Source organism: Enterobacter sp. K16B (assembly GCF_020216105.1).
GTDB lineage: Bacteria > Pseudomonadota > Gammaproteobacteria > Enterobacterales > Enterobacteriaceae > Enterobacter > Enterobacter sichuanensis.
On record NZ_JAIWJZ010000119.1, the window covers coordinates 1 to 20,247 of the forward strand.

Annotated in this window: 20 protein-coding genes and 1 pseudogene; 10 read left to right on the forward strand and 11 right to left on the reverse strand. The window is 57.1% G+C overall.

The window, feature by feature from the left end:
- The 3 genes from pgaB to pgaD form a co-directional block, all read left to right on the forward strand.
- Positions 1-1,206, forward strand: a 1,206-nt coding sequence (gene pgaB / locus LDK53_RS19105; RefSeq protein WP_225287824.1) for a poly-beta-1,6-N-acetyl-D-glucosamine N-deacetylase PgaB, incomplete at its 5' end; no start/stop codon positions are given.
- Complete coding sequence (gene pgaC, locus LDK53_RS19110) at positions 1,199-2,530, forward strand: poly-beta-1,6-N-acetyl-D-glucosamine synthase (RefSeq protein WP_225287825.1); 1,332 nt, start codon at positions 1,199-1,201, stop codon at positions 2,528-2,530. The genes pgaB and pgaC, both read left to right, overlap by 8 nt.
- Complete coding sequence (gene pgaD / locus LDK53_RS19115; protein ID WP_047959459.1) at positions 2,527-2,958, forward strand: poly-beta-1,6-N-acetyl-D-glucosamine biosynthesis protein PgaD; 432 nt, start codon at positions 2,527-2,529, stop codon at positions 2,956-2,958. Before pgaC ends, pgaD begins: the two co-directional genes overlap by 4 nt.
- 54 nt (positions 2,959-3,012) lie before the next feature.
- On the opposite strand, the gene gss is transcribed toward pgaD, so the two are convergent.
- From gss to LDK53_RS19145, 6 genes are all read right to left on the reverse strand, one after another.
- Positions 3,013-4,875, reverse strand: a complete 1,863-nt coding sequence (gene gss / locus LDK53_RS19120; RefSeq protein WP_059384922.1) for a bifunctional glutathionylspermidine amidase/synthase — start codon at positions 4,873-4,875, stop codon at positions 3,013-3,015.
- Between the two features lie 110 nt (positions 4,876-4,985).
- A complete protein-coding gene (locus LDK53_RS19125) occupies positions 4,986-5,963 on the reverse strand; it encodes an ABC transporter ATP-binding protein (RefSeq protein WP_225287826.1) in 978 nt (325 codons plus the stop codon).
- Positions 5,960-6,937, reverse strand: coding sequence for an ABC transporter ATP-binding protein (locus tag LDK53_RS19130; RefSeq protein WP_225287827.1), 978 nt, complete (start codon positions 6,935-6,937; stop codon positions 5,960-5,962). The genes LDK53_RS19125 and LDK53_RS19130 overlap by 4 nt, the downstream gene beginning before the upstream one ends.
- Entirely contained in the window at positions 6,930-7,775 is an 846-nt protein-coding gene (locus tag LDK53_RS19135; RefSeq protein ID WP_025759790.1) for an ABC transporter permease, read from the reverse strand. Before LDK53_RS19135 ends, LDK53_RS19130 begins: the two co-directional genes overlap by 8 nt.
- Positions 7,776-7,780: 5 nt before the next feature.
- A complete protein-coding gene (locus LDK53_RS19140; protein ID WP_225287828.1) occupies positions 7,781-8,734 on the reverse strand; it encodes an ABC transporter permease in 954 nt (317 codons plus the stop codon).
- 45 nt (positions 8,735-8,779) lie between these two features.
- The gene (locus LDK53_RS19145; RefSeq protein ID WP_025759786.1) at positions 8,780-10,369 is read right to left on the reverse strand and encodes an ABC transporter substrate-binding protein; all 1,590 of its coding nucleotides are present in this window, start codon (positions 10,367-10,369) and stop codon (positions 8,780-8,782) included.
- A gap of 245 nt (positions 10,370-10,614) precedes the next feature.
- Here LDK53_RS19145 and yghU point away from each other — a divergent pair, with 245 nt between their 5' ends.
- The 3 genes from yghU to LDK53_RS19160 all read left to right on the forward strand — a co-directional run bounded on the left by yghU (position 10,615) and on the right by LDK53_RS19160 (position 12,422).
- Positions 10,615-11,481 carry a glutathione-dependent disulfide-bond oxidoreductase gene (gene yghU / locus LDK53_RS19150; RefSeq protein ID WP_059384918.1) on the forward strand — a complete coding sequence of 289 codons (867 nt, stop codon included), beginning with the start codon at positions 10,615-10,617 and terminating at the stop codon, positions 11,479-11,481.
- A 160-nt stretch (positions 11,482-11,641) separates the two neighbouring features.
- Complete coding sequence (locus tag LDK53_RS19155) at positions 11,642-11,974, forward strand: glycine zipper domain-containing protein (protein ID WP_045286656.1); 333 nt, start codon at positions 11,642-11,644, stop codon at positions 11,972-11,974.
- Between the two features lie 124 nt (positions 11,975-12,098).
- Positions 12,099-12,422, forward strand: a complete 324-nt coding sequence (locus LDK53_RS19160) for a hypothetical protein (protein ID WP_225287829.1) — start codon at positions 12,099-12,101, stop codon at positions 12,420-12,422.
- A gap of 46 nt (positions 12,423-12,468) precedes the next feature.
- On the opposite strand, the gene LDK53_RS19165 is transcribed toward LDK53_RS19160, so the two are convergent.
- Genes LDK53_RS19165 through LDK53_RS19175 form a run of 3 tightly spaced genes read right to left on the reverse strand, consistent with a single transcriptional unit; the run spans position 12,469 to position 15,337 of the window.
- On the reverse strand, positions 12,469-13,371 hold the full coding sequence (locus LDK53_RS19165) for an alpha/beta hydrolase (RefSeq protein WP_225287830.1): 903 nt from the start codon (positions 13,369-13,371) through the stop codon (positions 12,469-12,471).
- Complete coding sequence (locus LDK53_RS19170; RefSeq protein ID WP_025759780.1) at positions 13,361-14,257, reverse strand: alpha/beta fold hydrolase; 897 nt, start codon at positions 14,255-14,257, stop codon at positions 13,361-13,363. Before LDK53_RS19170 ends, LDK53_RS19165 begins: the two co-directional genes overlap by 11 nt.
- A gap of 24 nt (positions 14,258-14,281) precedes the next feature.
- Positions 14,282-15,337, reverse strand: coding sequence for a sugar phosphate isomerase/epimerase family protein (locus LDK53_RS19175; RefSeq protein ID WP_045286659.1), 1,056 nt, complete (start codon positions 15,335-15,337; stop codon positions 14,282-14,284).
- A gap of 141 nt (positions 15,338-15,478) precedes the next feature.
- Between LDK53_RS19175 and LDK53_RS19180 the strand changes: the two genes are divergently transcribed.
- The 3 genes from LDK53_RS19180 to LDK53_RS19190 all read left to right on the forward strand — a co-directional run bounded on the left by LDK53_RS19180 (position 15,479) and on the right by LDK53_RS19190 (position 16,898).
- Positions 15,479-16,069 carry a TetR/AcrR family transcriptional regulator gene (locus tag LDK53_RS19180; RefSeq protein WP_095442083.1) on the forward strand — a complete coding sequence of 197 codons (591 nt, stop codon included), beginning with the start codon at positions 15,479-15,481 and terminating at the stop codon, positions 16,067-16,069.
- Positions 16,070-16,226: 157 nt separating this feature from the next.
- The gene (locus tag LDK53_RS19185) at positions 16,227-16,559 is read left to right on the forward strand and encodes a type II toxin-antitoxin system RelE/ParE family toxin (RefSeq protein WP_025759776.1); all 333 of its coding nucleotides are present in this window, start codon (positions 16,227-16,229) and stop codon (positions 16,557-16,559) included.
- Positions 16,560-16,571: 12 nt separating this feature from the next.
- The gene (locus tag LDK53_RS19190) at positions 16,572-16,898 is read left to right on the forward strand and encodes a DNA-binding protein (protein ID WP_032672665.1); all 327 of its coding nucleotides are present in this window, start codon (positions 16,572-16,574) and stop codon (positions 16,896-16,898) included.
- A 32-nt stretch (positions 16,899-16,930) separates the two neighbouring features.
- Here LDK53_RS19190 and LDK53_RS19195 read toward each other — a convergent pair whose 3' ends face one another.
- The gene (locus LDK53_RS19195) at positions 16,931-18,478 is read right to left on the reverse strand and encodes a methyl-accepting chemotaxis protein (protein ID WP_025759773.1); all 1,548 of its coding nucleotides are present in this window, start codon (positions 18,476-18,478) and stop codon (positions 16,931-16,933) included.
- A gap of 220 nt (positions 18,479-18,698) precedes the next feature.
- On the opposite strand from LDK53_RS19195, the gene LDK53_RS19200 reads away from it, so the two are divergent.
- Entirely contained in the window at positions 18,699-19,739 is a 1,041-nt protein-coding gene (locus LDK53_RS19200) for an aldo/keto reductase (protein WP_225287831.1), read from the forward strand.
- Positions 19,740-19,982: 243 nt separating this feature from the next.
- Here LDK53_RS19200 and LDK53_RS19205 read toward each other — a convergent pair.
- Positions 19,983-20,247 (reverse strand): annotated as a pseudogene (locus tag LDK53_RS19205) (hydrolase); the annotation flags it as partial.

Genomic DNA, 20,247 nt, shown 5'->3' on the forward strand with positions numbered 1-20,247 from the left:
CCGCGTGCCTGGGTCTGGCCCTATGGTGCCGCCAACGGCACGTCGCTCGAAATTGCCAAAAAACAGGGCTATCAGCTGGCCTTTACCCTTGAGGACGGGCTGGGTGATGTGCGCAATCTCGGCAGCATTCCCCGTCTGCTGATCGCCGGGAATCCCTCGCTCAAAGCCTTTGCCAGCACGGTTAGCCAGGTTCAGGAGCCTGAACCGGTGCGCGTCATGCATGTCGATCTCGACTACGTTTACGATCCCAACCCGGCTCAGCAGACCCAAAATATCAACCGGCTGATCCAGCGGGTTTACGACATGAAAATCAGCCATGTTTTCCTGCAGGCGTTTGCCGATCCGCAGGGCGATGGCAGGATCAAGGCGCTCTATTTCCCCAACCGACGGCTTCCGGTCCGGGCCGATCTGTTTAATTTCGTCTCCTGGCAGCTGCAAACCCGCGCGGGGGTAAAAGTCTTCGCATGGATGCCGGTACTCTCGTTCGATCTCTCCCCTTCCCTGCCGCGCGTCCAGCGCCGGGATCGGCAAACCGGCCGGTTAAGCGACGCCACCGAGCCTTATATCCGGCTCTCCCCGTGGGATCCGCAGGTGCGTCAGCAGGTGACGGACATCTATGAGGATCTGGCCCGCTATGCCAGCTTCAATGGGATCCTGTTTCATGACGATGCGGTACTGACGGACGTGGACGACGCCGGGCAGGACACGACTCGCCAGAAGAGCCAACTGCTTATCGGCTTTACCCACGCCCTCGGCCTGGCGGTGAAGCACATTCGCGGTCCGCAGATACAAACCGCCCGTAATCTGTTTGCCTTACCCATCCTGCAGCCCGAAAGCGAGGCGTGGTTTGCGCAGAATCTCGATGACTTTCTGGCGGAGTATGACTGGACGGTGCCGATGGCCATGCCGCTGATGGAGTCCGTCCCGGTCGACGAGAGCAATGCCTGGCTGACGCGTCTGGTTAAGGCCGTCGCCGAACGCCCCGGCGCGCGCAATAAAACCATTTTTGAGCTGCAGGCCAGGGACTGGGGGCAGAAACCGCCCCGTGCCGTTTCCGATAGCCAGCTTGTGGCGTGGATGCAGGTGCTCCAGCTGAACGGCATTAAAAACTACGGCTACTACCCCGACGACTTTCTCAATAACCAACCTGATATTTCCCGTATCAGGCCTGAATTTTCATCGTACTGGTACCCTGACAATGACTGATCGCCTTATCGCCTTCTCTATTTTATGTCTGGTATTCGGGTTGCCGTTAGGCGTGGCCGCCCTCTTTACCGGCGAACTGATTCTGGATTTTGTCTTCTTCTGGCCGCTGTTTATGTCCGTGCTCTGGATAACCGGCGGGCTCTATTTCTGGTTTCAGCTTGAACGACACTGGTCATGGGATCACGACACACCGGCCCCCACGCTCGCCGGCGAGCCGCTCATTTCCATTCTGATCCCCTGTTTCAATGAGGAAAGGAACGCCAGAGAGACCATCAGCGCCGCGCTGGCTCAGCGGTATGAGAATATAGAAGTGATCGCCATCAACGACGGCTCGTCTGACAACACTGCGCAGGTGCTGCAGGAGCTGGCGCTGGAACAGCCGCGCCTGCGGGTGATCAACCTCGCGGAAAATCAGGGCAAAGCGCTGGCGCTCAAAGCCGGGGCGGCGGCGGCCCGGGGCGATCTGCTGGTCTGTATTGACGGCCACGCGCTGCTCGATCGCGATACCGCGGCTTATCTGGTGGCGCCGCTGATCCAGTACCCCCATGTCGGGGCGGTGACCGGCAACCCGCGTATTCGCACGCGCTCCACGCTGATTGGCCGCATACAGGTGGGCGAGTTCTCCTCCATCATTGGGCTCATCAAGCGGACGCAGCGGATTTACGGTCGGGTCTTTACCGTCTCCGGCGTCATCGCCGCCTTTCGCCGGCAGGCGCTGGCGGATGTCGGGTACTGGAGCCCGGACATGATCACCGAGGACATCGACATCAGCTGGAAGCTCCAGTTGCGCCACTGGGATATTTTTTTCGAGCCGCGGGCGCTGTGCTGGATTTTGATGCCGGAGACGCTGAAGGGCCTGTGGAAACAGCGTCTGCGCTGGGCCCAGGGCGGTGCTGAGGTGTTTCTGGTCAACCTGCGTAAGATCGTGCGCTGGGAGCACCACCGCATGTGGCCGCTGTTTATGGAGTACGCGCTGTCAACGCTGTGGGCCTTCGCGTATGCGGTAACGGTGCTGCTGTTCGTCTTCAGCTATGTCGCCCCGCTTCCCGCGAACCTGACCGTCGAAAGCCTCTTTCCCCCGGCGTTTACCGGGCTGCTGCTGGGGGTCATGTGTCTGCTGCAATTCCTGGTCAGCCTGTACATCGAGCGGCACTATGAGCGAAACGTGGCCAGCGCGCTTTTCTGGGTGATTTGGTTCCCGATGGTGTACTGGATGATTGGCCTGTTCACTACCCTCGTCGCCTTTCCAAAAGTGATGCTTAAACGCCAGCGTGCCCGCGCGCGCTGGATCAGTCCGGACCGGGGAAAAGGAAGCCTGCAATGAACGAAAATACCTTAATTTTGACTGAACATCGGCTCTTGCCGCGTCTTTTTGATGCCGCGTTAACGCTGGTCGCGTGGGGAGGGTTTTTCTTTTTCCTGTACGCCCGACTCTGGATGCAGCTAACCGATGAGAGCGACTACCGCTGGGGCGCGATCGTTGCGTCCTTTAATACGGTGTTGATCTATTTACTGTTCGCCGCGCTCAACGGCTGGCTGCTGATTTTGTGGTATCAGTACAACCGCCGCCGGGCTCAGGTGAGACGGCGTCAGCCGGGTTATTTGCCGGAGGAGGAGCTTGCCCGCAGCTTTAATGTCTCACCGCAAATCATCTCTGAGATGAGCCAGTACAACCTGCTGACGGTCTATCATGACCAGATTGGCCGGATTATTGATTTAAAAGTCAGCGGGCAGCAGGAAGAGGAAGAATAATAACAACAAGCCCCGCAGGATACCCTGCGGCGGCTTTGTTATAGCGGGTGTGAATTATTTGTCCTTCACCACAATCAGCGGCTCAATATCACTCTCTTTTTTCACCACCAGCGAGTCATCGCCGCGCAGACAGGTTCCGCCGTAGTTTCCGCCCACAGTAAAGGTGCAAACCTGAATATGCTTGCCATCAACGTTTGGCAGGCACCACAGCTGCTGGTAGATATTTTTGCGGTCAACAAACTTGCCGCTGGATTTGTCCAGCAGCTCATCCTCAGCGCTAATCAGATCGATATTGCTGCCGCAGCGCCCGGCGATGGGCTTAACGGCATAGCCGGTCTGTTTCAGCAAATCGTTGACCTCAAAATCAGTATCGAGCAGGTAGCGGTGGTTCGGGAACAATTGCCACAGCACGGGGAGGATCGCCTTGTTGCCGGGGATCACCGTCCACAGCGGTTCGAAGACCAGCACTTCCGGGCGCAGCAGGACGTCAATCAGCCGTACTTCCCCAGCCGGGTGGCCGGTGCGAATCGGTACCGCGGCATACTCGGTTTCACTCACCTCGCGGATCTGCTCTATCGCCGTCTCCCACGCCCAGGTTTTCCACACGCAGTTGACGTGGCGGCCTTCGTCGTCAATCAACTGCCCGGCGGCATCCCAGCTCAGGGCGCCAAGACCGTGCAGAATTTTCGTTTCAAACCCGGCCTGCAGCAGTGAGCGCTGGATAAAGAGCGCGTGATAGTCCTCTTCGACATCGTTGTCCTGCATGATATGCACGAACGGACGCGCGTGGCTGTGTTTCCATGCGCCGGTCAGCTCTTCCAGCAATCCTTCCGCCGGGTTGTGCCCGTTGCCGCGATAGCCGTTTTTGACCCACTCTTCGAGGATCAGCCCGCCCTCCGTGTGGCAGGAGGCGGAGTCGGCGTTGTACTCATACACCTTAATCCCGCGCTCATCCATGCAGAAATCCATACGACCGGTGATCATATGGTGGCGGCGCCACTGCCAGGAGAGGCGCAGGCGCGGCCAGAGGATTTTCGGTATGTCGAAAAGCGCCAGTAAGTTGTCATCTTTCAGCACCTTATCGGTCGCGTGCAGGTACATCAGGTGCAGCTCGTTGGTGGCTTTAATCAGCTCCTGCTCGGCGCTTTCGGTAATGGTGAAGTACTGGCAGGGATCTTTATTGATAAAGTGACCATTGGCGCGGATATAGGCCTGTTGCAAGGGGTCATTTTCGTTGAGCCACTTCCCGTCGAACTGGCGTCTGTTTTTCAGCCGCGCACCGCTGATTTTCAGCAGTTCGCCGTCGATTTCCGGCTGCGGAATGCTGTGTTCTGTGTCGTCAGTCTGGATCATCCAGCCGAGGATTTCGGTGTCAGTAAAGGTGTCGTGGATCGTGTAACTGCCGTTCTCAACACAGAGGCGCAGCTCGCGCGTCCACTGCTGCCCGAGCGGCAGCGGCGCGTGAATGACGTTCTGCTCCGCGATACGCACCTTATCGTCCAGAAGCTGGGTGATCACCGCCACGTGGCCGGTCTCGTGAAACTCGCCGCCCTTTTGCCAGATCAGCAGCGCCCCGGCGCGCGGCGCGCGCTTCGAGCCGTTGGCAAAGGCCTGAAGGGGCAGAATGTTATCGTTCACCACCTGACGCAAAAAGCGCAGAGAGAAGATCTCCCACGCCATGCCGACATCGGTAAACACAAAGCCATAGTTGAGAAACAGAAAACGGCGGGCGAACTCAACGCACTGCCATTTGTGGCCCATGTATTCGTTGCCAATATAGCTGCGGAAATCCGCATCTTCCGGGTAATTTCGCGGGTCCAGACTGCCGTAATTTGAAGAGTAAATCGCCACGCCACCGGGCGCATAGCCTAACAATGTCCCGAATGGCGCATCACTGCTTAACGTTCCTTTACGCATGTATCCAACCTAAAACAGGCAGGCGGCAATTTTTTAAGGGTTGTCGTCGTCTGCACGTTGTAATTAACCTGACAGAGGAGGATTTATCATACACCTGCGTGGCGCATTAATTACACGTTAAACAACCAGCATGCTGCAAAATGCCCTGGCGCAATCTCCTGCATCGCCGGCTCCTGCGTCTGGCAAACCGGCATGGCATGCGGGCAGCGGCTGCAGAACTTACAGCCAGGCAGCGCGGAGGTGGGGCCTGGAATATCGCCGCGCAGGGTAGCTTCGTCGAGGTGACGAATGCGCGGGTCGGGACGGGGAACCGCCGCCAGCAGCGCGCGGGTGTAAGGGTGCGCCGGATGCTGATACAGCGCATTCGCCGGGGCCACCTCCACCAGCTTACCGAGATACATCACCCCAATTCGGCTCGAGATATGGCGCACCATGGAGAGATCGTGGGCGATAAACAGATAGGTCAGCCCCAGCTCCTGCTGCAGGTCCTGCAGAATATTCACCACCTGCGCCTGCACCGAGACGTCCAGCGCCGAGAGCGGTTCATCGCACAGCACAAACTCCGGATTCACGGACAACGCGCGGGCAATACTGATGCGCTGGCGCTGCCCGCCGCTGAACTCGTGCGGGAACCGTTCAAGGTGTTCCTGCTTCAGCCCGACTTTATAGAGCAGCGTTTCCGTACGTTCCTGCTGCGCTTCCCGGCTGTAGCCGTGGATTTGCATCGGCTCGGCCACCAGCTGTCGCACGGTCATCCCCGGATTGAGCGAGGACCAGGGATCCTGAAAAATCGCCTGCATTCTTTTACGCAGCGGCTTCAGCTCTTTTTCACGGGCGTGGGCGATCGCCTGTCCGGCAAAGTGGATCTCGCCCGAGGTGATATCGAAAAGACGCAGAATGGCGCGCCCGAGGGTCGATTTCCCGCAGCCGGACTCCCCAACCAGGCCAAACGTCTCGCCGGGCTGGATATCAAAGCTCACGCCATCGACCGCTTTCACGGCCACGCCTTTACGCAGCAAACCGCCGTTAAGCTGATAGTGTTTGTGCAGGTCCCGTACGCGCACTAAAGGTGTCTGTTGTTCACTCATGCCTGAATCTCCTTGTCGGCCCATAGCCAGCAGGCGGCGCGATGGCCCTCTCCGGCGGAATAAAACGCGGGCTGCCGCTCACACTGCGGCATACGCTTCGGACAGCGTTCGGCGAACGGGCAACCCGGCGGCGGGTTAAGCAGACCAGGCGGCGAACCTTCTATCGGCGACAGCCGTTGGTTCTCCTCATCCGGACGCGGCAGCGAAGCCAGCAGCCCCTGGGTGTAAGGATGCGCAGGGCGATAAAAAATGTCCTCCACGTTCCCCTCCTCCATCACCAGCCCGCCGTACATCACCACCACGCGGCTGCAGACCTGCGCCACCACGCCGAGATCGTGGGTGATCAGCAAAATCGCGGTTTGGGTCTGCTGCTGCAGGCTTTTCAGCAGGCGCAGGATCTGCGCCTGAATAGTCACGTCCAGCGCGGTGGTCGGTTCATCAGCAATAAGAAGCTTCGGATTACAGGAAAGCGCAATGGCGATCATCACCCGCTGGCGCATCCCGCCGCTGAACTCGTGGGGATACTGGTCGTACCGGCGTTCCGCCTCAGCAATGCCCACCTGTTGCAGCATGGCGATCGCCGCCGCTTTAGCCGCTTTTTTACTGAGCCCTTTATTGCGCATCAGGATCTCCGCCATCTGCTTGCCGATGGTCAGCACCGGGTTGAGGGCGGTCATCGGATCCTGGAAAATCATCGCGATCTCGTTGCCGCGAATGTCGCGCATCTGCGCCGGGGTTTTCTGCGCCAGGTCCTCGTTCTGAAAGCGGATGCTGCCGCCCGTTATCCGGCCGTTGCTCCCGAGAAGCTGGATAATCGACTTACAGGTGACGCTCTTGCCGCAGCCCGATTCGCCAACGATACCCACCAGTTCTCCCGGCTGAACCTGAAAGCTCACGCCGCGCACCGCATGCATTTCCCCCTCCCGGGTGCGGAACGTGGTATGCAGGTCATCGAGTTCTAATAAGCTACTCATCGCGACTGGCTCCCGGCTCAAAGGCGGTACGGAACACATCGCCCAGCACGTTAAAGCTGAACACCGTCAGCAGGATCAAAATACCGGGGAACATTGCCAGCCACGACGCTTCGCCAATATAAGACTGCGCGTTGTTCAGCATACTTCCCCACGACGCCGCAGGGGCCTGCACGCCCAGCCCTAAGAAGCTGAGCGTTGATTCCATCAAAATCGCCGAGGCGATATTGAGCGTGGCGGCCACGATAATGGTCGGCAGCACGCCGGGAATAATGTGGCGCACGATAATTCGCAGCGGATGTTCTCCCGACGCGCGGGCATAGAGCACATACTCGCGCTCTTTCACCGACAGTGTTTCGGCACGCACCAGACGCGACATGTTCATCCACGTCAGCAGGCTGATGATCAGGATGATGTTATCCACGCCCGGCTTGAGGTATGCATTCACCACCAGCAGCAGGAAGAAGGCCGGAATGGCCATCAGGATATCCACGGCGCGCATCATCAGGTTATCCAGCCAGCCGCCAAAATAGCCGCTCACCGTTCCCACCACCGTGCCGATAAGCGTGGAGAAGAGCATGGCGAGAAAACCGACCATTAACGAGATCTGGCCGCCATACAGCGCACGGGTGAAGTAATCGCGTCCGTATTCATCGGTACCGAACCAGTGCGCGGCATCCGGCGGTAGCGTGCGTGCGCCGAGCGCCATCCGATCCGGATCGTACGGACTTAAGCCGGCGCAAAGCGCGGCGACAACGAAAATAAAAAGCACAAACAGAGAGAACTGCGCCGGACGGTTGCGGCGCAGCTGGTGACGAACCTGCTGCCAGCGTCTGCTCATCCGGGTTACCTCAGCGTACGAATGCGGGGATCGGCGAAGCGATAAAGCAGATCGGCGATCAGGTTGCCGACGATCAGCATCATCGACGAAAGCATGATGATCGCCATGATCAGCGGGTAGTCCAGCGAGGCGATCGACTGGATCCCGAGCAGCCCCATCCCCGGCCAGGAAAAGACGCTCTCCGTCACATAGGCCCCTACAATCAGCTCCCCGAACGACAGGCCAAACAGGGTAATTACCGGCAGCAGCACGTTTTTCAGCACGTGGCGGAACAGAATACTGGCGCGCGTCGCGCCGTAGGCCAGCTGGGTCTGTACGTAGTCGGCGGAGAGTTGCGAGATGGTGTTGGAGCGGATGTAGCGCACGTAGCTGGAGAGATTGTAGAACGTCAGCGCAATGCACGGCAGCACGCCGTGACGCAAGACATCCAGCGCGCTGTCTTCCATGCCGATGGTGCGCATCCCCATGCTGGGGAACCAGTTAAGCTGCACGGCAAAGACAGTGATAAGCAAAATGCCGAACCAGAAAATCGGCACCGAGATGCCGATATAGGCGAACAGGTTCAGCACGTGATCCAGCCAGCGGTGCTTAAATGCTCCCGCCAGCAGGCCGAGCGGAATAGCCAGTACGATCGCCAGCAGCAGCGACGCCCCCATCAGCCCCAGCGTGGCCGGAATGCGTTCGCCGATCATCTCCAGCACCGGGCGGTGGTAGATAAGCGAATAGCCGAGATCGCCCTGCAGGACGTTTTTCAGCCACAGGACGTACTGCGTAACCAGCGGCTTATCCAGCCCCAGGCTCTGGCGAATACGTTCGATATCTTCCGGAGCCATACGCGGCGTGATGTACGCCGCCACCGGATCGCCGGGGGCGAGTTTGACCAGCAAAAATGCCACCAGTGAAATAAAGAACAGCATCGGGAACAGTTGCAGCAGCCGACGCGTGAGAAGTGTGTTCACGACATGCCCTTACTCAGACCCCGGCCTGACGGCCGGGGCAATGACTTATTTCTGATAGATTTTTGACAGATCCTGGAACAGGTAGACCGGTTTCGGCTCTGCTTCCTGGGTGCCGCCGAAGCGCTTGTCCACCGCGACGGTCGCATTGGTATAGGCAATCGGGTAGTAGGTCATGTCGTTTGCCACGGTCTGCTGAATTTGCTTGTAGATATCAGCCCGTTTCGCGGCGTCGGTTTCCACGGCGCCTTTATCCCACAGGGCATCGAACTGAGGGTTTTTATAATGCGCGTAGTTATAGGCCTCGTTGCTCATGAACAGTGATTTGTAACCGTCCGGCTCTGAACCCATGATGTAGCCGCCCAGGTTCAGCTCCCAGGCAGTGTTGTTCATGTCGAGACTACGCTGAGACATGGCGTTAGAGTCCAGCGGCATCAGCTCCACGTTCACCCCAATGCCCTTCAGCGCCTGCTGAATGTAGAGCGCCATACTCTCCTGGGTTTTGTTGGTGTTCACATACGCCAGGCGCAGCCTGAGGTTGTCCGGCGCGCCGGACGCTTTAAGCAGATCTTTGGCTTTTTGCAGATCGAATTTGTACTGTTCAACATCGTCCGTCTTGTAAAGCGTATCTGGCGTCAGGAACGAGGTCGCCGGTTTGGCGTAGTCCAGCGAGGTAAACGCGGTCTGGGTCAGCTCATCTTTGTTGATGGCGTAAGCAATGGCCTGACGCAGCGCCTTGCTCTTCATCACCGGCACGTTCTGGTTGAAGGTCATGTAGGCCAGACGCCCTTCCGGATAGACCACGAAGTCAAACTTACCGGTATTTTTCAGGCGGTTCACATCCTGCGGGTCCACCATCTTGAGGTTGATTTCACCGTTTTGCAGGGCAAGATTCGCGGCATTGCTGTCTTTGGCGAAACGGTAAGTCACGGAATCAAGCTTCGCTTTGCCGTTCCAGTAATCGTCAAAACGGGTCAGGGCGTAATACTGTCCGGCGCGGTACTCTTTAAATTTAAACGGCCCGGAGCCCACCGGCGCATCGTTTTTGCTGCTCTTTTCCAGATCGCCTTCACCGGCGAACACGTGCTGCGGGATCGGGTAGATCTGCACCAGGGTGCCGGTAAAAGCCGCACTGACCTGCGGTAAGGTGAATTTAACGGTGCGGTCGTCAACCTTGCTTACCTGCACCGGCTTATCGCCGTAGGTGAACATGCTGCGGAAGAAGCTGTGCTGTTTGGCATCCAGCAGCTTATTGAACGTAAAGACCACGTCGTCCGCCGTCAGCGGCTGCCCGTCCTGCCATTTCAGGTTGGGTTTTAACGTGAGGGTGTAGCTCAGGTTATCGGCAGAAGGCGTCAGGCTTTCCGCCAGGCCCCACTCAATTTTGCCGTTATTAAAGCTGTACAGCGGAGCATACAGCGCCTGCATGATGGTTAACGTTGTGCGGTCACTGGCATAGAGCGGATTAACGGCTAGCGGGTCGCCGGAGGTTATGCCGATAATAAGCGAACCGCCCTCTTTTGGCGCATCGTTTTTTGCCGCGGGGGGCGTATTTGTCTCTTTATTTTTCGCATCATCACAGCCCGCCAGGCCTAACGCGAGCGAAACGACCACGGCCGATAACAGAAGCTTACGCATCTCACTAACTCCTTGCCTTATAAAGTGTTTATGACTGCATCTTTTATTTATGTTGAAGCATCATATGCAGCTTTATCTGTTTACGCATTAATTATGAAAATGCGATTTTCGATTAAGCTTATGCCGGATTTGTTATATATAAGCGCCGGAAGGAATAGCGGCAGATCGATTACGCTCAGTTCGTTAAACGCTTCACAAATCTCCTGCTACACTGCCTCAACACATCACAAAAAAGGCAGGCCAACATGTCAGACAACACCTATCAGCCACCCAAAGTGTGGGAATGGAAAAAGAACAACGGCGGCGCATTCGCCAATATCAACCGTCCCATTTCCGGCGCAACGCATGAGAAAGATCTGCCTGTCGGCTCTCACCCGCTGCAGCTCTACTCACTGGGGACACCTAACGGCCAGAAAGTCACCATCATGCTCGAAGAGCTGCTGGCGCTGGGCGTGACGGGCGCGGAGTACGACGCGTGGTTGATCCGCATCGGCGAGGGCGATCAGTTCTCCAGCGGCTTCGTTGAAGTGAACCCGAACTCGAAAATACCAGCGCTTCGCGACCACTCCACGAACCCGCCAACGCGCGTATTTGAATCCGGCCATATCCTGCTCTATCTGGCAGAGAAATTTGGTCACTTCCTGCCAAAAGATCCGGCGGGACGCACCGAGACGTTGAACTGGCTGTTCTGGCTTCAGGGCGCGGCGCCGTTCCTCGGCGGTGGTTTTGGCCACTTCTACAACTATGCCCCGGTGAAGATTGAGTACGCGATCGACCGCTTCACGATGGAAGCCAAACGCCTGTTCGACGTGCTGGATAAACAGCTGGCGCGCGGTCGTTACGTCGCAGGTGAGGAGTACACCATTGCGGATATGGCGATCTGGCCATGGTTCGGCTGCGTGGCGCTGGGTAGCGTCTATAACGCCGCCGAGTTCCTGGACGCAGAGAAGTACACCAACGTGCAGCGCTGGGCGAAAGACGTGGCAAACCGCCATGCCGTGAAGCGTGGACGTATCGTGAACCGCACCAGCGGCGAGCTGAACGAGCAGCTCCATGAACGCCATGCGGCGAGTGACTTTGATACGAATACCGAAGACAAGCGTCAGGCATGACGACTGGCCGGGCGGTTTACCGCCCGGCAGAACAGATCCCTGTTCAGGGCATGATTAGCCTAAAGGTTGGGCCGGTATTGCTGGCACTATCCGGGCGTGTTTCTTCCGCCAGACGGTGAGAAATGACGTATCAACCGACAGCAGTCACAAAGGATCTGTTATGAAACTGATTAAAACAACGCTGGTTATCAGCGCCCTCATTTTTTCCGCCTCGGGAATGGCTATCGACAAGACCGCCGCTGGCGCGGTAGCAGGCGCGGCAATTGGCGCGGCCACGGGTAAAGATCTGAAATCAACCGTTGGCGGTGCCGTGGTGGGCGCAGGCACCGGTGCCATGTTCAAAAACGGCGACAAAGGCAAAGCCGCACGTAAAGGCGGTGCCGTTGGTGCTGTTGTGGGTGCTGGCGCAGCTGCCGTGACGGGCAATAGCGTGCTGAAAGGCGCGGCTGTCGGCGCCGGTTCCGGCGCGCTGATCGGTGAAGCGACGCACTGATAAACACCATAGTTCTGCCTTTCGAACCGGCATGATGAAGAAACCCAGCTATTACGCTGGGTTTTTTGTCTTCTCTCATTATTGTTTTAATACAGTATACTTTCGCCTGATTAGGGAGGACGTGATGGCTATCAGTGAGAAAGACTTGCTTGAGGCAGGTTTCAGCCAAAGCGAAGTAGACAATTTACAGGCCCGACTCTCAGCAGCCGGAGGCACCCTGCAGCATCTCATCGATGCGCTCTCACGGCGCTTCCAGGTTTCGGTATGGCTCACGGTCGCGCTGGTTCTGGTTATGCTGGTCACCCTCATCGCGGGTAGCCGGACACACATTCTTTCCGGGAGCATGAGTTCCCTCATTATCCTGATCATTGCCTGGGTGACCTTTCCACCCGCTCTGGGCTGGAAAGCATTCCGCCTCCAGAGGTCTCTTACCCGGAAGGCTCGATAGCCAGCAAATCAAGCGCCACGTTTGGAAAACGAAGCCCCACCCTGAACTATATACGAGCCCGTTCAAACAACCGACGCGCGGCAGGCGTTAACCCTGTCATATGAATACAGGCATGCACCATGCCCGGCAGCCGTTCACAGCGTACTGGCACCCCCGCCTCCTCAAGCCGCCGCGCATACGCTTCAGCCTCATCGCGCAGGGGATCATACTCACAAATCAGGATGGTTGCTGGCGGTACCCCCCTCAGCGAGGGCATACGCAGCGGCTCGGCATAAGGATGACGACGGTCTCCCAGATAGTTTTCCCAGCAAAACGCCATCGCATCACGCGTTAAAAAATAACCTTCAGCAAATTCACAATAGCTTTCGGTCGACATATCGCGACTTAACGCCGGGTAGAGCAGCAACTGATGCTCTATATGAGGTCCGCCGCGATCCCGGGCCAGCAGCGTTGTCGCTGCAGCGAGGTTTCCGCCTGCACTGTCGCCGCCCACCGCCAGACGAGTGGCATCAATACCCAGAAGCGCGGCCTGTTCACTGGCCCAGCACAATGCCTGATAAACGTCTTCTAACGGCCTCGGGAAGGGGAACTCCGGCGCCAGACGGTAATCCACGGAGAGTATTTTCCGGCCAGTAGCATTCGCCAATGCCTGACAGGGTCGATCGTACAGCGACAACGACCCCAGGCACCATCCGCCGCCATGAGCAAACAGCATTGCAGGCTGCGCGATTTCTGCCTTCGAGGCGGCAGGGGTATAGACGCGAAGTTCAATCTCGTAGCCATCATCGGCAATCACAACGTGATGTTGAATGGCGCCCCCCGTTTCCTCCTCGCCCTGTAGCCGCAGCAAATCCACGTCGGTGGCGACACGCAGTTCGGCTAATGACGCCGGCTGCGGCGCGCCCGATGACGCAGCCAGAAAATCAGCTATATGTTTATCAAGCGGCATGATGTGCATCCTCCGAGAGGAATGGCACGATCAGCCCAATAAACGCCTCGTGACACTCTTCGGTAATAAAATGCCCGCAATCGGCCACCGTCTCACCACGCAGATCACGGGCATTGCCCTGCAGGGTTATCAGCGGTGCATCGCGCGTGGCATGTTCGGCCCCCACCGTTAACACCGGCATGGTTAAAGGCGTTTGCGCGCGACGCTGGTTCTGCCGGATGGTCTCCGGGATAGCGCGATAATAGTCGAAACCCGCACGCAGCCCGCCGGGCGTCGAATAGGCGGTGATATACACCTCTGCTGCGACCCGTTCACGGCGATGCGACCAGCGGTCAAAAATATAGCTGAGATACTGTGATTCGCGCCCGCTGGTCAGGGTTTCGGGTAAATCCGCCAGCTGATTGAACATGAAGTGCCAGAGAAAGATATTCTCTTCCGGTGCAACAAAAATCGGCGGTGGCGGTGCCAGTCCAGGGATAACCGCTTCTGTCAGCACAAGCCGTTCTATCGCCTGTGGAAAATCGCTCGCCATGGCATAACCCACCCACATGCCGATATCGTGGCCCACGATGCTGTAATGTGAATGCCCCAGTTGCGCCATCATCGTATGCAGCGTGGCACCAACGCGTCCGGTGTCATAGCCGTCGCGCGGTTTGTCTGATTCCCCCATGCCTGGTGGATCAACCGCGATAGCCTTAAAACCTGCCGCTGCCAGCGCGCGCATGACATAGCGCCAGGTATACCAGGTCTGCGGCCAGCCCGGTATCAGTAATACCGGTTGACCTTCTCCCGCCACGACGCAATGGATGCGCTGTCCGTTCACTTTCGTATAGACGTGTTCTGCCCTGAGATCCGCATGCGCGATCTCACCGTATTGTTGTTCCATGGGGACTCCCTGAAATGTCGTGGCTTAGCGAATGCCGAGTAAAGCGTTGATTTGCTGAGGGTTCACCGGCGCACCGGCGAAATCATCGAAGACTTTGTCGGTGATGTGAATAATATGGTCGCGGATGAACGCAGCCCCTTCTCTGGCACCGTCCAGCGGATTTTTCAGACAGCATTCCCACTCGAGGGTTGCCCAGCCGGCATAATCGTATTGGGTCAGCTTCGAGAAAATAGCCCTGAAATCCACCTGACCGTCACCCAATGAGCGAAAACGTCCTGCACGATCAACCCATGACTGATAGCCACCATAAATCCCCTGACGGCCGGTCGGATTAAATTCAGCGTCTTTGACGTGGAACATGTTGATCAGGTCCTTATAGATATCAATGAACTCCAGGTAGTTAAGCTGCTGGAGCACCATGTGGCTGGGGTCGAAAAGTATCCGGCAGCGGGGATGTTCTTTCACCCGCTGATAAAACATTTCAAACGTTATCCCATCATGCAGATCTTCACTCGGGTGGATCTCATAGCAGAGGTTTATGCCCTGCTCGTCACAGGCGTTGAGCACCGGCATCCAGCGTCTGGCCAGCTCGTCAAAGGCGGTTTCAATTAACCCTTCCGGACGCTGCGGGAACGGGAACAGATAGGGCCACGCCAGCGAGCCAGAGAAGGTACCCAGATCGCTGAGACCAAGCCGGGCAGAGGCCTTGACCGCCAGGAGCAGCTGCTGCCGCGCCCATTCGCCGCGGGCTTGTGCGTTGCCGTGTACTTCTGGCGGCGCAAAGCTGTCGCATAAGCTGTCGTAAGCAGGATGTACCGCCATCAGTTGGCCAAAAATATGGCTGGTCAGTTCACTTATCACCAGGCCATGCTCTGCCAGCATACCGGTCAGATCGTCGCAGTAGGTCTGGCTTTCTGCCGCCGTCGCCACGTCGAAGAGACGGCGGTCCCATGCCGGAATTTGCAGAGCGCTAAAACCCGTTTGCGCCGCCCACCGGGCGATCGCGGGCAAATTATTAAAGGGGGCCGCATCATCGCTGAACTGAGCCAGATGGAGAGAGGGACCTTTAAGGGTTTTCATCGTATACTCCTATTGTTTGTCGATTGACAATCAATAGGAGTAAAGCCGGATAACCGCAAGCGAAAATTATAAATTCGTTGGTAATCCAGATGATTTAGGCGATCCTGTTGCACAGAATTCAGGACCAACCGGAGCAACAAAATGGCAGGCAGACCGCGCCAGTTCGATCGTGACCAGGCGCTTATCAAAGCGCGTAACCTGTTCTGGCGACAGGGTTATGAAGGCACCTCAATGTCGGACCTGGTGGCAGAGCTGGGGATTGCATCGGCACGTATTTACAAGGCGTTCGGTTCAAAAGAACAGCTCTTTCGGGAAGCTATCGCCGATTACGAAAAACAGGAAGGCGGTTTTGCGGATCGGGCCTTAGCCGCCGGGAGCAGCGTGCGGGATACCCTCCAGACGCTGTTAATGGATGCGGTTCACCTGTACTGCCATCCGGAATTGCCGCAAGGATGTATGGTGGTGGCCTCGGCTGCCAGCGTCAGTGCGGAAAATGAGACGATCAAAACCTGGCTGGCACAGCATCGACTGCAGCGTACACAGCAGATCATCGACCGTCTCCATCTGGCAGTGCGTAACGGTGAATTGCCGGCGTCGACCGATGCCGAGAGTCTGGGAGACTATTTTGCCGTCTTTTTACATGGTTTGTCGGTGCAGGCCCGGGACGGAGTGCCGGAATCACGTTTGCAGGCGGCGGTTAAACAGGCGCTTAGCCTGCTGCCGCATTCCTGAGTAAGAGGCTGAGAAAGACCGCACACAACGGTTTCGTATTTTTGCGATCCGCTTTCAGAAATCACATCTTCCCCACTGTCACAACCCTGTAAACCGTTGCCTGTCGTAGCCTGAAGATTACAATGCATTTGCTTATCGTAAACTACAGGCTACAATAATGGCTAAGGTTAAACACTACATCACAGCTGATGGGTACGACCCGTTTGATGCATATCTGAGAAGTGTGAAAGATCCCATAGCAAAAGCCATGATTGCTACGCGTGTCGCCAGAATGTCAACGGGTAACTATGGTGATTGTAAACCATGCAGAGAGAGCGTTTCAGAGCTCAGAATTAACCAGGGGCCGGGTTACCGAGTCTATTTCAGCGAAGTCTCCGATCCGGCAGATGGCGCAGTAAGCCTGGTGCTATTGACTGGAACGAAAAAAAAGCAAAATGCAGATATAGAAAGAGCCGTTGAGTACCTCAACGACTACAAGCGCAGGATATAAGAGGAAATCGGAATGGCTAAATCAGTACTCCATGATGACGCAATGGTACAACTCCTGAAAGATTCTCCGGATTTCGCGCCCGTATATCTTCATCAGGCTTTTATAGAAATTGACGAGCCCGGAGGTTATGAGGCGTTCATGCTGGCTTTACGTCATGTGATTGAAGCCTCGGGCGGGATGACTGTCATTGCAAAACGTGCAGGTATTTCCCGCGAATCACTCTACAAATCACTTTCACCAAACGGTAATCCCTCATTTAAGCGTATCGCCGAAGTGGCATCTGCAACGGGATACCCGATTTCCCGAATTGCATCAGCAGGGTTAAACACACCCGCGTGAAAAGAAAGGCCGCACAGGGCGGCCTTTGCGCGTTAAGCCGTCAGGCGGAACTTCTGCACCGAACGCTGGAGATCTTCGGTCTGGCGCTCAAGCGCCGCCGCCGCCGCGGAAACCTCTTCCACCAGCGAGGCGTTTTGCTGGGTAACACCGTCCATCTGGGTGATGGCGATACCGACCTGAGAAATGCCTTTGCTTTGCTCCTCTGAAGCCGACGCAATCTGCTTCATGATGGTGGTGACCTCTGTCACGTCACGCAAAATCGCATCCATGGTCGTGCCCGTGTCGCTCACCAGCTGCGCCCCCTGCTCCACGCGGGAAACCGAATCGGCAATCAGCCCCTCAATCTCTTTCGCCGCGTTGGCGCTGCGGCTGGCCAGATTGCGGACTTCGCCAGCTACCACGGCAAAACCACGCCCCTGCTCGCCCGCGCGCGCCGCTTCAACCGCGGCGTTAAGCGCCAGGATATTGGTCTGGAAGGCGATGCTGTTAATGACGTTGGTGATTTCCGCAATTTTCTTCGAGCTTTCCGAGATCCCGCTCATGGTGGTGACCACCTCTTCCACCAGCGAGCCGCCGCGGCTGGCGGTGGTCGAGGCCACATCGGCCAGCTGGCTCGCCTGACGCGCGCTTTCGGCGTTCAGTTTCACCGTGGCGGTCAGTTGCTCCATGCTGGCCGCTGTCTCTTCCAGCGCCGCCGCCTGTTCTTCGGTACGGGAAGAGAGATCGTTGTTACCGCTGGAAATCTCCGTCGCCCCACGCCAGATATTCTCACTGCCGGAGCGGATGGTGCTGACCGCTTCGCGCAGGCTATCCTGCATGGCGCTCAGCAGCGGCACCAGCTGTCCCACACAGTTGCGGCCAAACGGCTCAATAGGCTGGCTGAGATCGCCCTGGGCAATCTGGCGGAACTGCTGGCGAATGCGATCCAGCGGTTTGACAAGCATTGCCACCAGATAACGGTCGGTGAAGAGGAGGATCAGCAGGCCGATAATCGTGGCGACGATAATCACCGTCCGGGTCATGCTGGTCAGGCCGTCCACCACCACACGGGTGCTGTCGAGCGACGTCGCGGCGGCAGTGTTGAATGCCTCAGCCGCCGCACCAAACGCGCGGCTCAGCGGGGGGGTGACATTATTCGCCTGCTGACGATAGCCGTCCAGCGCGCCCTGTTTCGCCTGCTGCATTTGCGGGGTCACCCCCTGTTCGAGCAGCGCCTGCCAGGCGCCAATCACCCGGGATGAGACCTGCTCATCCATCGGGCCTGGGGAGATGGCTTTCATCTCGGCCAGTTTCTTGCCCATGTTATCCAGCGCCTGTTGGGCAGAGGCCAGATCCGGCGTGCCGCCTGCGGCTTTGACTTCCATTGCGCGGCTCAGACGGGTCACGAAGCGGAAATACTGATCGTTACCCTGGCTGAGTACCGTCATCTGTTTAACCAGCTGGCGGTCCACGTCATTGCCATCGGAAACGCGGGAAAGGGACCAGGTGCTGTACAGCCCAACCCCCGCCCACATTACACAAAAGATCCCGAGGATCGTCAGCATGACGAAACGTATTGTGAAATTACGGAGCATATTCATAAGTCTTCCTTGCCGTGAGGGTGAATTCGCCCAGAGGCGAGTGCTTCTCTCGTTATCGGCAGGAAAGAGGGAAATTATAACGTTTTGTGATCATTTTTAATTAGCGTGGCTTCACTGGTCACACAGCCACCGTTAACCCTTATCTTCGCGAGGAGCGATGTGATAAGTTCAGAATGAAAACGACGTTTCAAAAAAATTATCGATAAGAAAAGGAGACATCATGACCTGGTACCCTGACGCTGCCCGCTATGAAACGATGCTCTACCGCCACTGTGGCAAGAGCGGCCTGCGCCTTCCTGCGCTGTCGCTGGGGCTGTGGCATAGCTTCGGCCACGTACAGCCTCTTGATGCCCAGCGCGCGCTGCTGCGCAAAGCCTTCGACCTCGGCATTACCCATTTCGATCTCGCCAACAACTACGGCCCACCGGCGGGCAGTGCGGAAGAAAATTTTGGCCGTCTGCTGCGTGAGGATTTCGCCGCGTATCGCGACGAGCTGATTATCTCCACCAAGGCGGGTTACGACATGTGGCCGGGGCCTTACGGTTCGGGCGGTTCGCGCAAGTATCTGCTCGCCAGTCTCGACCAAAGCCTGAAGCGGATGGGCGTGGAGTATGTGGACATTTTCTACTCCCACCGGGTGGATGAAAACACGCCGATGGAAGAGACTGCCGCTGCGCTGGCCCATGCCGTGCAGAGCGGTAAAGCGCTGTACGTCGGAATTTCGTCCTATTCAACCGAGCGCACCCGGAAAATGGCTGACCTGCTTCACGAGTGGAAAATCCCGCTGCTTATTCATCAGCCCTCCTATAACCTGCTCAACCGCTGGGTCGATCATACTGGCCTGCTGGATACGCTTGAGAAAAACGGGACGGGCTGTATCGCCTTTACCCCGCTGGCACAGGGGCTGCTCACCGGAAAATACCTGAACGGTATTCCTGACGGTTCACGCATGCAGCGCGAAGGAAACAAAGTGCGCGGACTGACGCAGAAGATGCTGACCGAAGCCAATCTGAACAGCCTGCGCTTGCTGAATGAGATGGCGCAGGCGCGCGGTCAGACAATGGCACAGATGGCGCTGAGCTGGCTGCTGAAAGATGAACGCGTGACGTCCGTACTCATCGGCGCAAGCCGCCCGGAGCAGATAGAGGAGAACGTGCGGGCGCTGGATAATCTGCACTTTAGCCCGGATGAGCTGGAAAGAATTGATCGGCATGTTGCAGATGGGGAGTTGAATCTTTGGCAGGCGTCGTCGGAGAAATAGTGCGGTCTGATGCCTTCCCCTTGGGGTTAGGAACATACAGCTGTGGAAGTTATTCCGTTCGCTTTATGTTCCTTGCTACTCTGTAATGTCTTCTCCTGTGAATATGCCATGGCGCGGCTCAATCGCCGCCGCGTTGGGGCCACAGGGAGCGACTACAGAGAATTACGGCTATCACGGTTATGGCAAACATAAGCTCCACGGGTTTTACGCTGTGGGGCTGAAAAAACGCGGTGAATCGAGCAGCTAGCTGTTTTTTACCACTTCCTGTGCTTTGCCATAGCTCTCGATCAACAGCTGATACGCCGGGAAAATGTGCGTGTACACTTCCGCCCAATCTGCCGCATCTTCACGGTTCCATGTCCGCTGGATCTCAGCGGCAACCGCAGCCGTGTCCATCGGTACAACGCCCGCCTGTACCGCACGGGCCAGCGTAACTTCTTGCGCCATTTTGCTGTAGGTGCCGGAGGCATCAATTACCGCAAACACTTTATACCCGTCGGCAACCGCG

Bases quoted from the DNA above. Each gene is read 5' to 3' on its own strand.
- pgaC (WP_225287825.1), top strand. From the start codon at position 1,199: ATGACTGATCGCCTTATCGCCTTCTCTATTTTATGTCTGGTATTCGGG.
- pgaD (WP_047959459.1), top strand. From the start codon at position 2,527: ATGAACGAAAATACCTTAATTTTGACTGAACATCGGCTCTTGCCGCGT.
- gss (WP_059384922.1), bottom strand. From the start codon at position 4,875: ATGCGTAAAGGAACGTTAAGCAGTGATGCGCCATTCGGGACATTGTTA.
- LDK53_RS19125 (WP_225287826.1), bottom strand. From the start codon at position 5,963: ATGAGTGAACAACAGACACCTTTAGTGCGCGTACGGGACCTGCACAAA.
- LDK53_RS19130 (WP_225287827.1), bottom strand. From the start codon at position 6,937: ATGAGTAGCTTATTAGAACTCGATGACCTGCATACCACGTTCCGCACC.
- LDK53_RS19135 (WP_025759790.1), bottom strand. From the start codon at position 7,775: ATGAGCAGACGCTGGCAGCAGGTTCGTCACCAGCTGCGCCGCAACCGT.
- LDK53_RS19145 (WP_025759786.1), bottom strand. From the start codon at position 10,369: ATGCGTAAGCTTCTGTTATCGGCCGTGGTCGTTTCGCTCGCGTTAGGC.
- yghU (WP_059384918.1), top strand. From the start codon at position 10,615: ATGTCAGACAACACCTATCAGCCACCCAAAGTGTGGGAATGGAAAAAG.
- LDK53_RS19155 (WP_045286656.1), top strand. From the start codon at position 11,642: ATGAAACTGATTAAAACAACGCTGGTTATCAGCGCCCTCATTTTTTCC.
- LDK53_RS19160 (WP_225287829.1), top strand. From the start codon at position 12,099: ATGGCTATCAGTGAGAAAGACTTGCTTGAGGCAGGTTTCAGCCAAAGC.
- LDK53_RS19165 (WP_225287830.1), bottom strand. From the start codon at position 13,371: ATGCCGCTTGATAAACATATAGCTGATTTTCTGGCTGCGTCATCGGGC.
- LDK53_RS19170 (WP_025759780.1), bottom strand. From the start codon at position 14,257: ATGGAACAACAATACGGTGAGATCGCGCATGCGGATCTCAGGGCAGAA.
- LDK53_RS19175 (WP_045286659.1), bottom strand. From the start codon at position 15,337: ATGAAAACCCTTAAAGGTCCCTCTCTCCATCTGGCTCAGTTCAGCGAT.
- LDK53_RS19180 (WP_095442083.1), top strand. From the start codon at position 15,479: ATGGCAGGCAGACCGCGCCAGTTCGATCGTGACCAGGCGCTTATCAAA.
- LDK53_RS19185 (WP_025759776.1), top strand. From the start codon at position 16,227: ATGGCTAAGGTTAAACACTACATCACAGCTGATGGGTACGACCCGTTT.
- LDK53_RS19190 (WP_032672665.1), top strand. From the start codon at position 16,572: ATGGCTAAATCAGTACTCCATGATGACGCAATGGTACAACTCCTGAAA.
- LDK53_RS19195 (WP_025759773.1), bottom strand. From the start codon at position 18,478: ATGAATATGCTCCGTAATTTCACAATACGTTTCGTCATGCTGACGATC.
- LDK53_RS19200 (WP_225287831.1), top strand. From the start codon at position 18,699: ATGACCTGGTACCCTGACGCTGCCCGCTATGAAACGATGCTCTACCGC.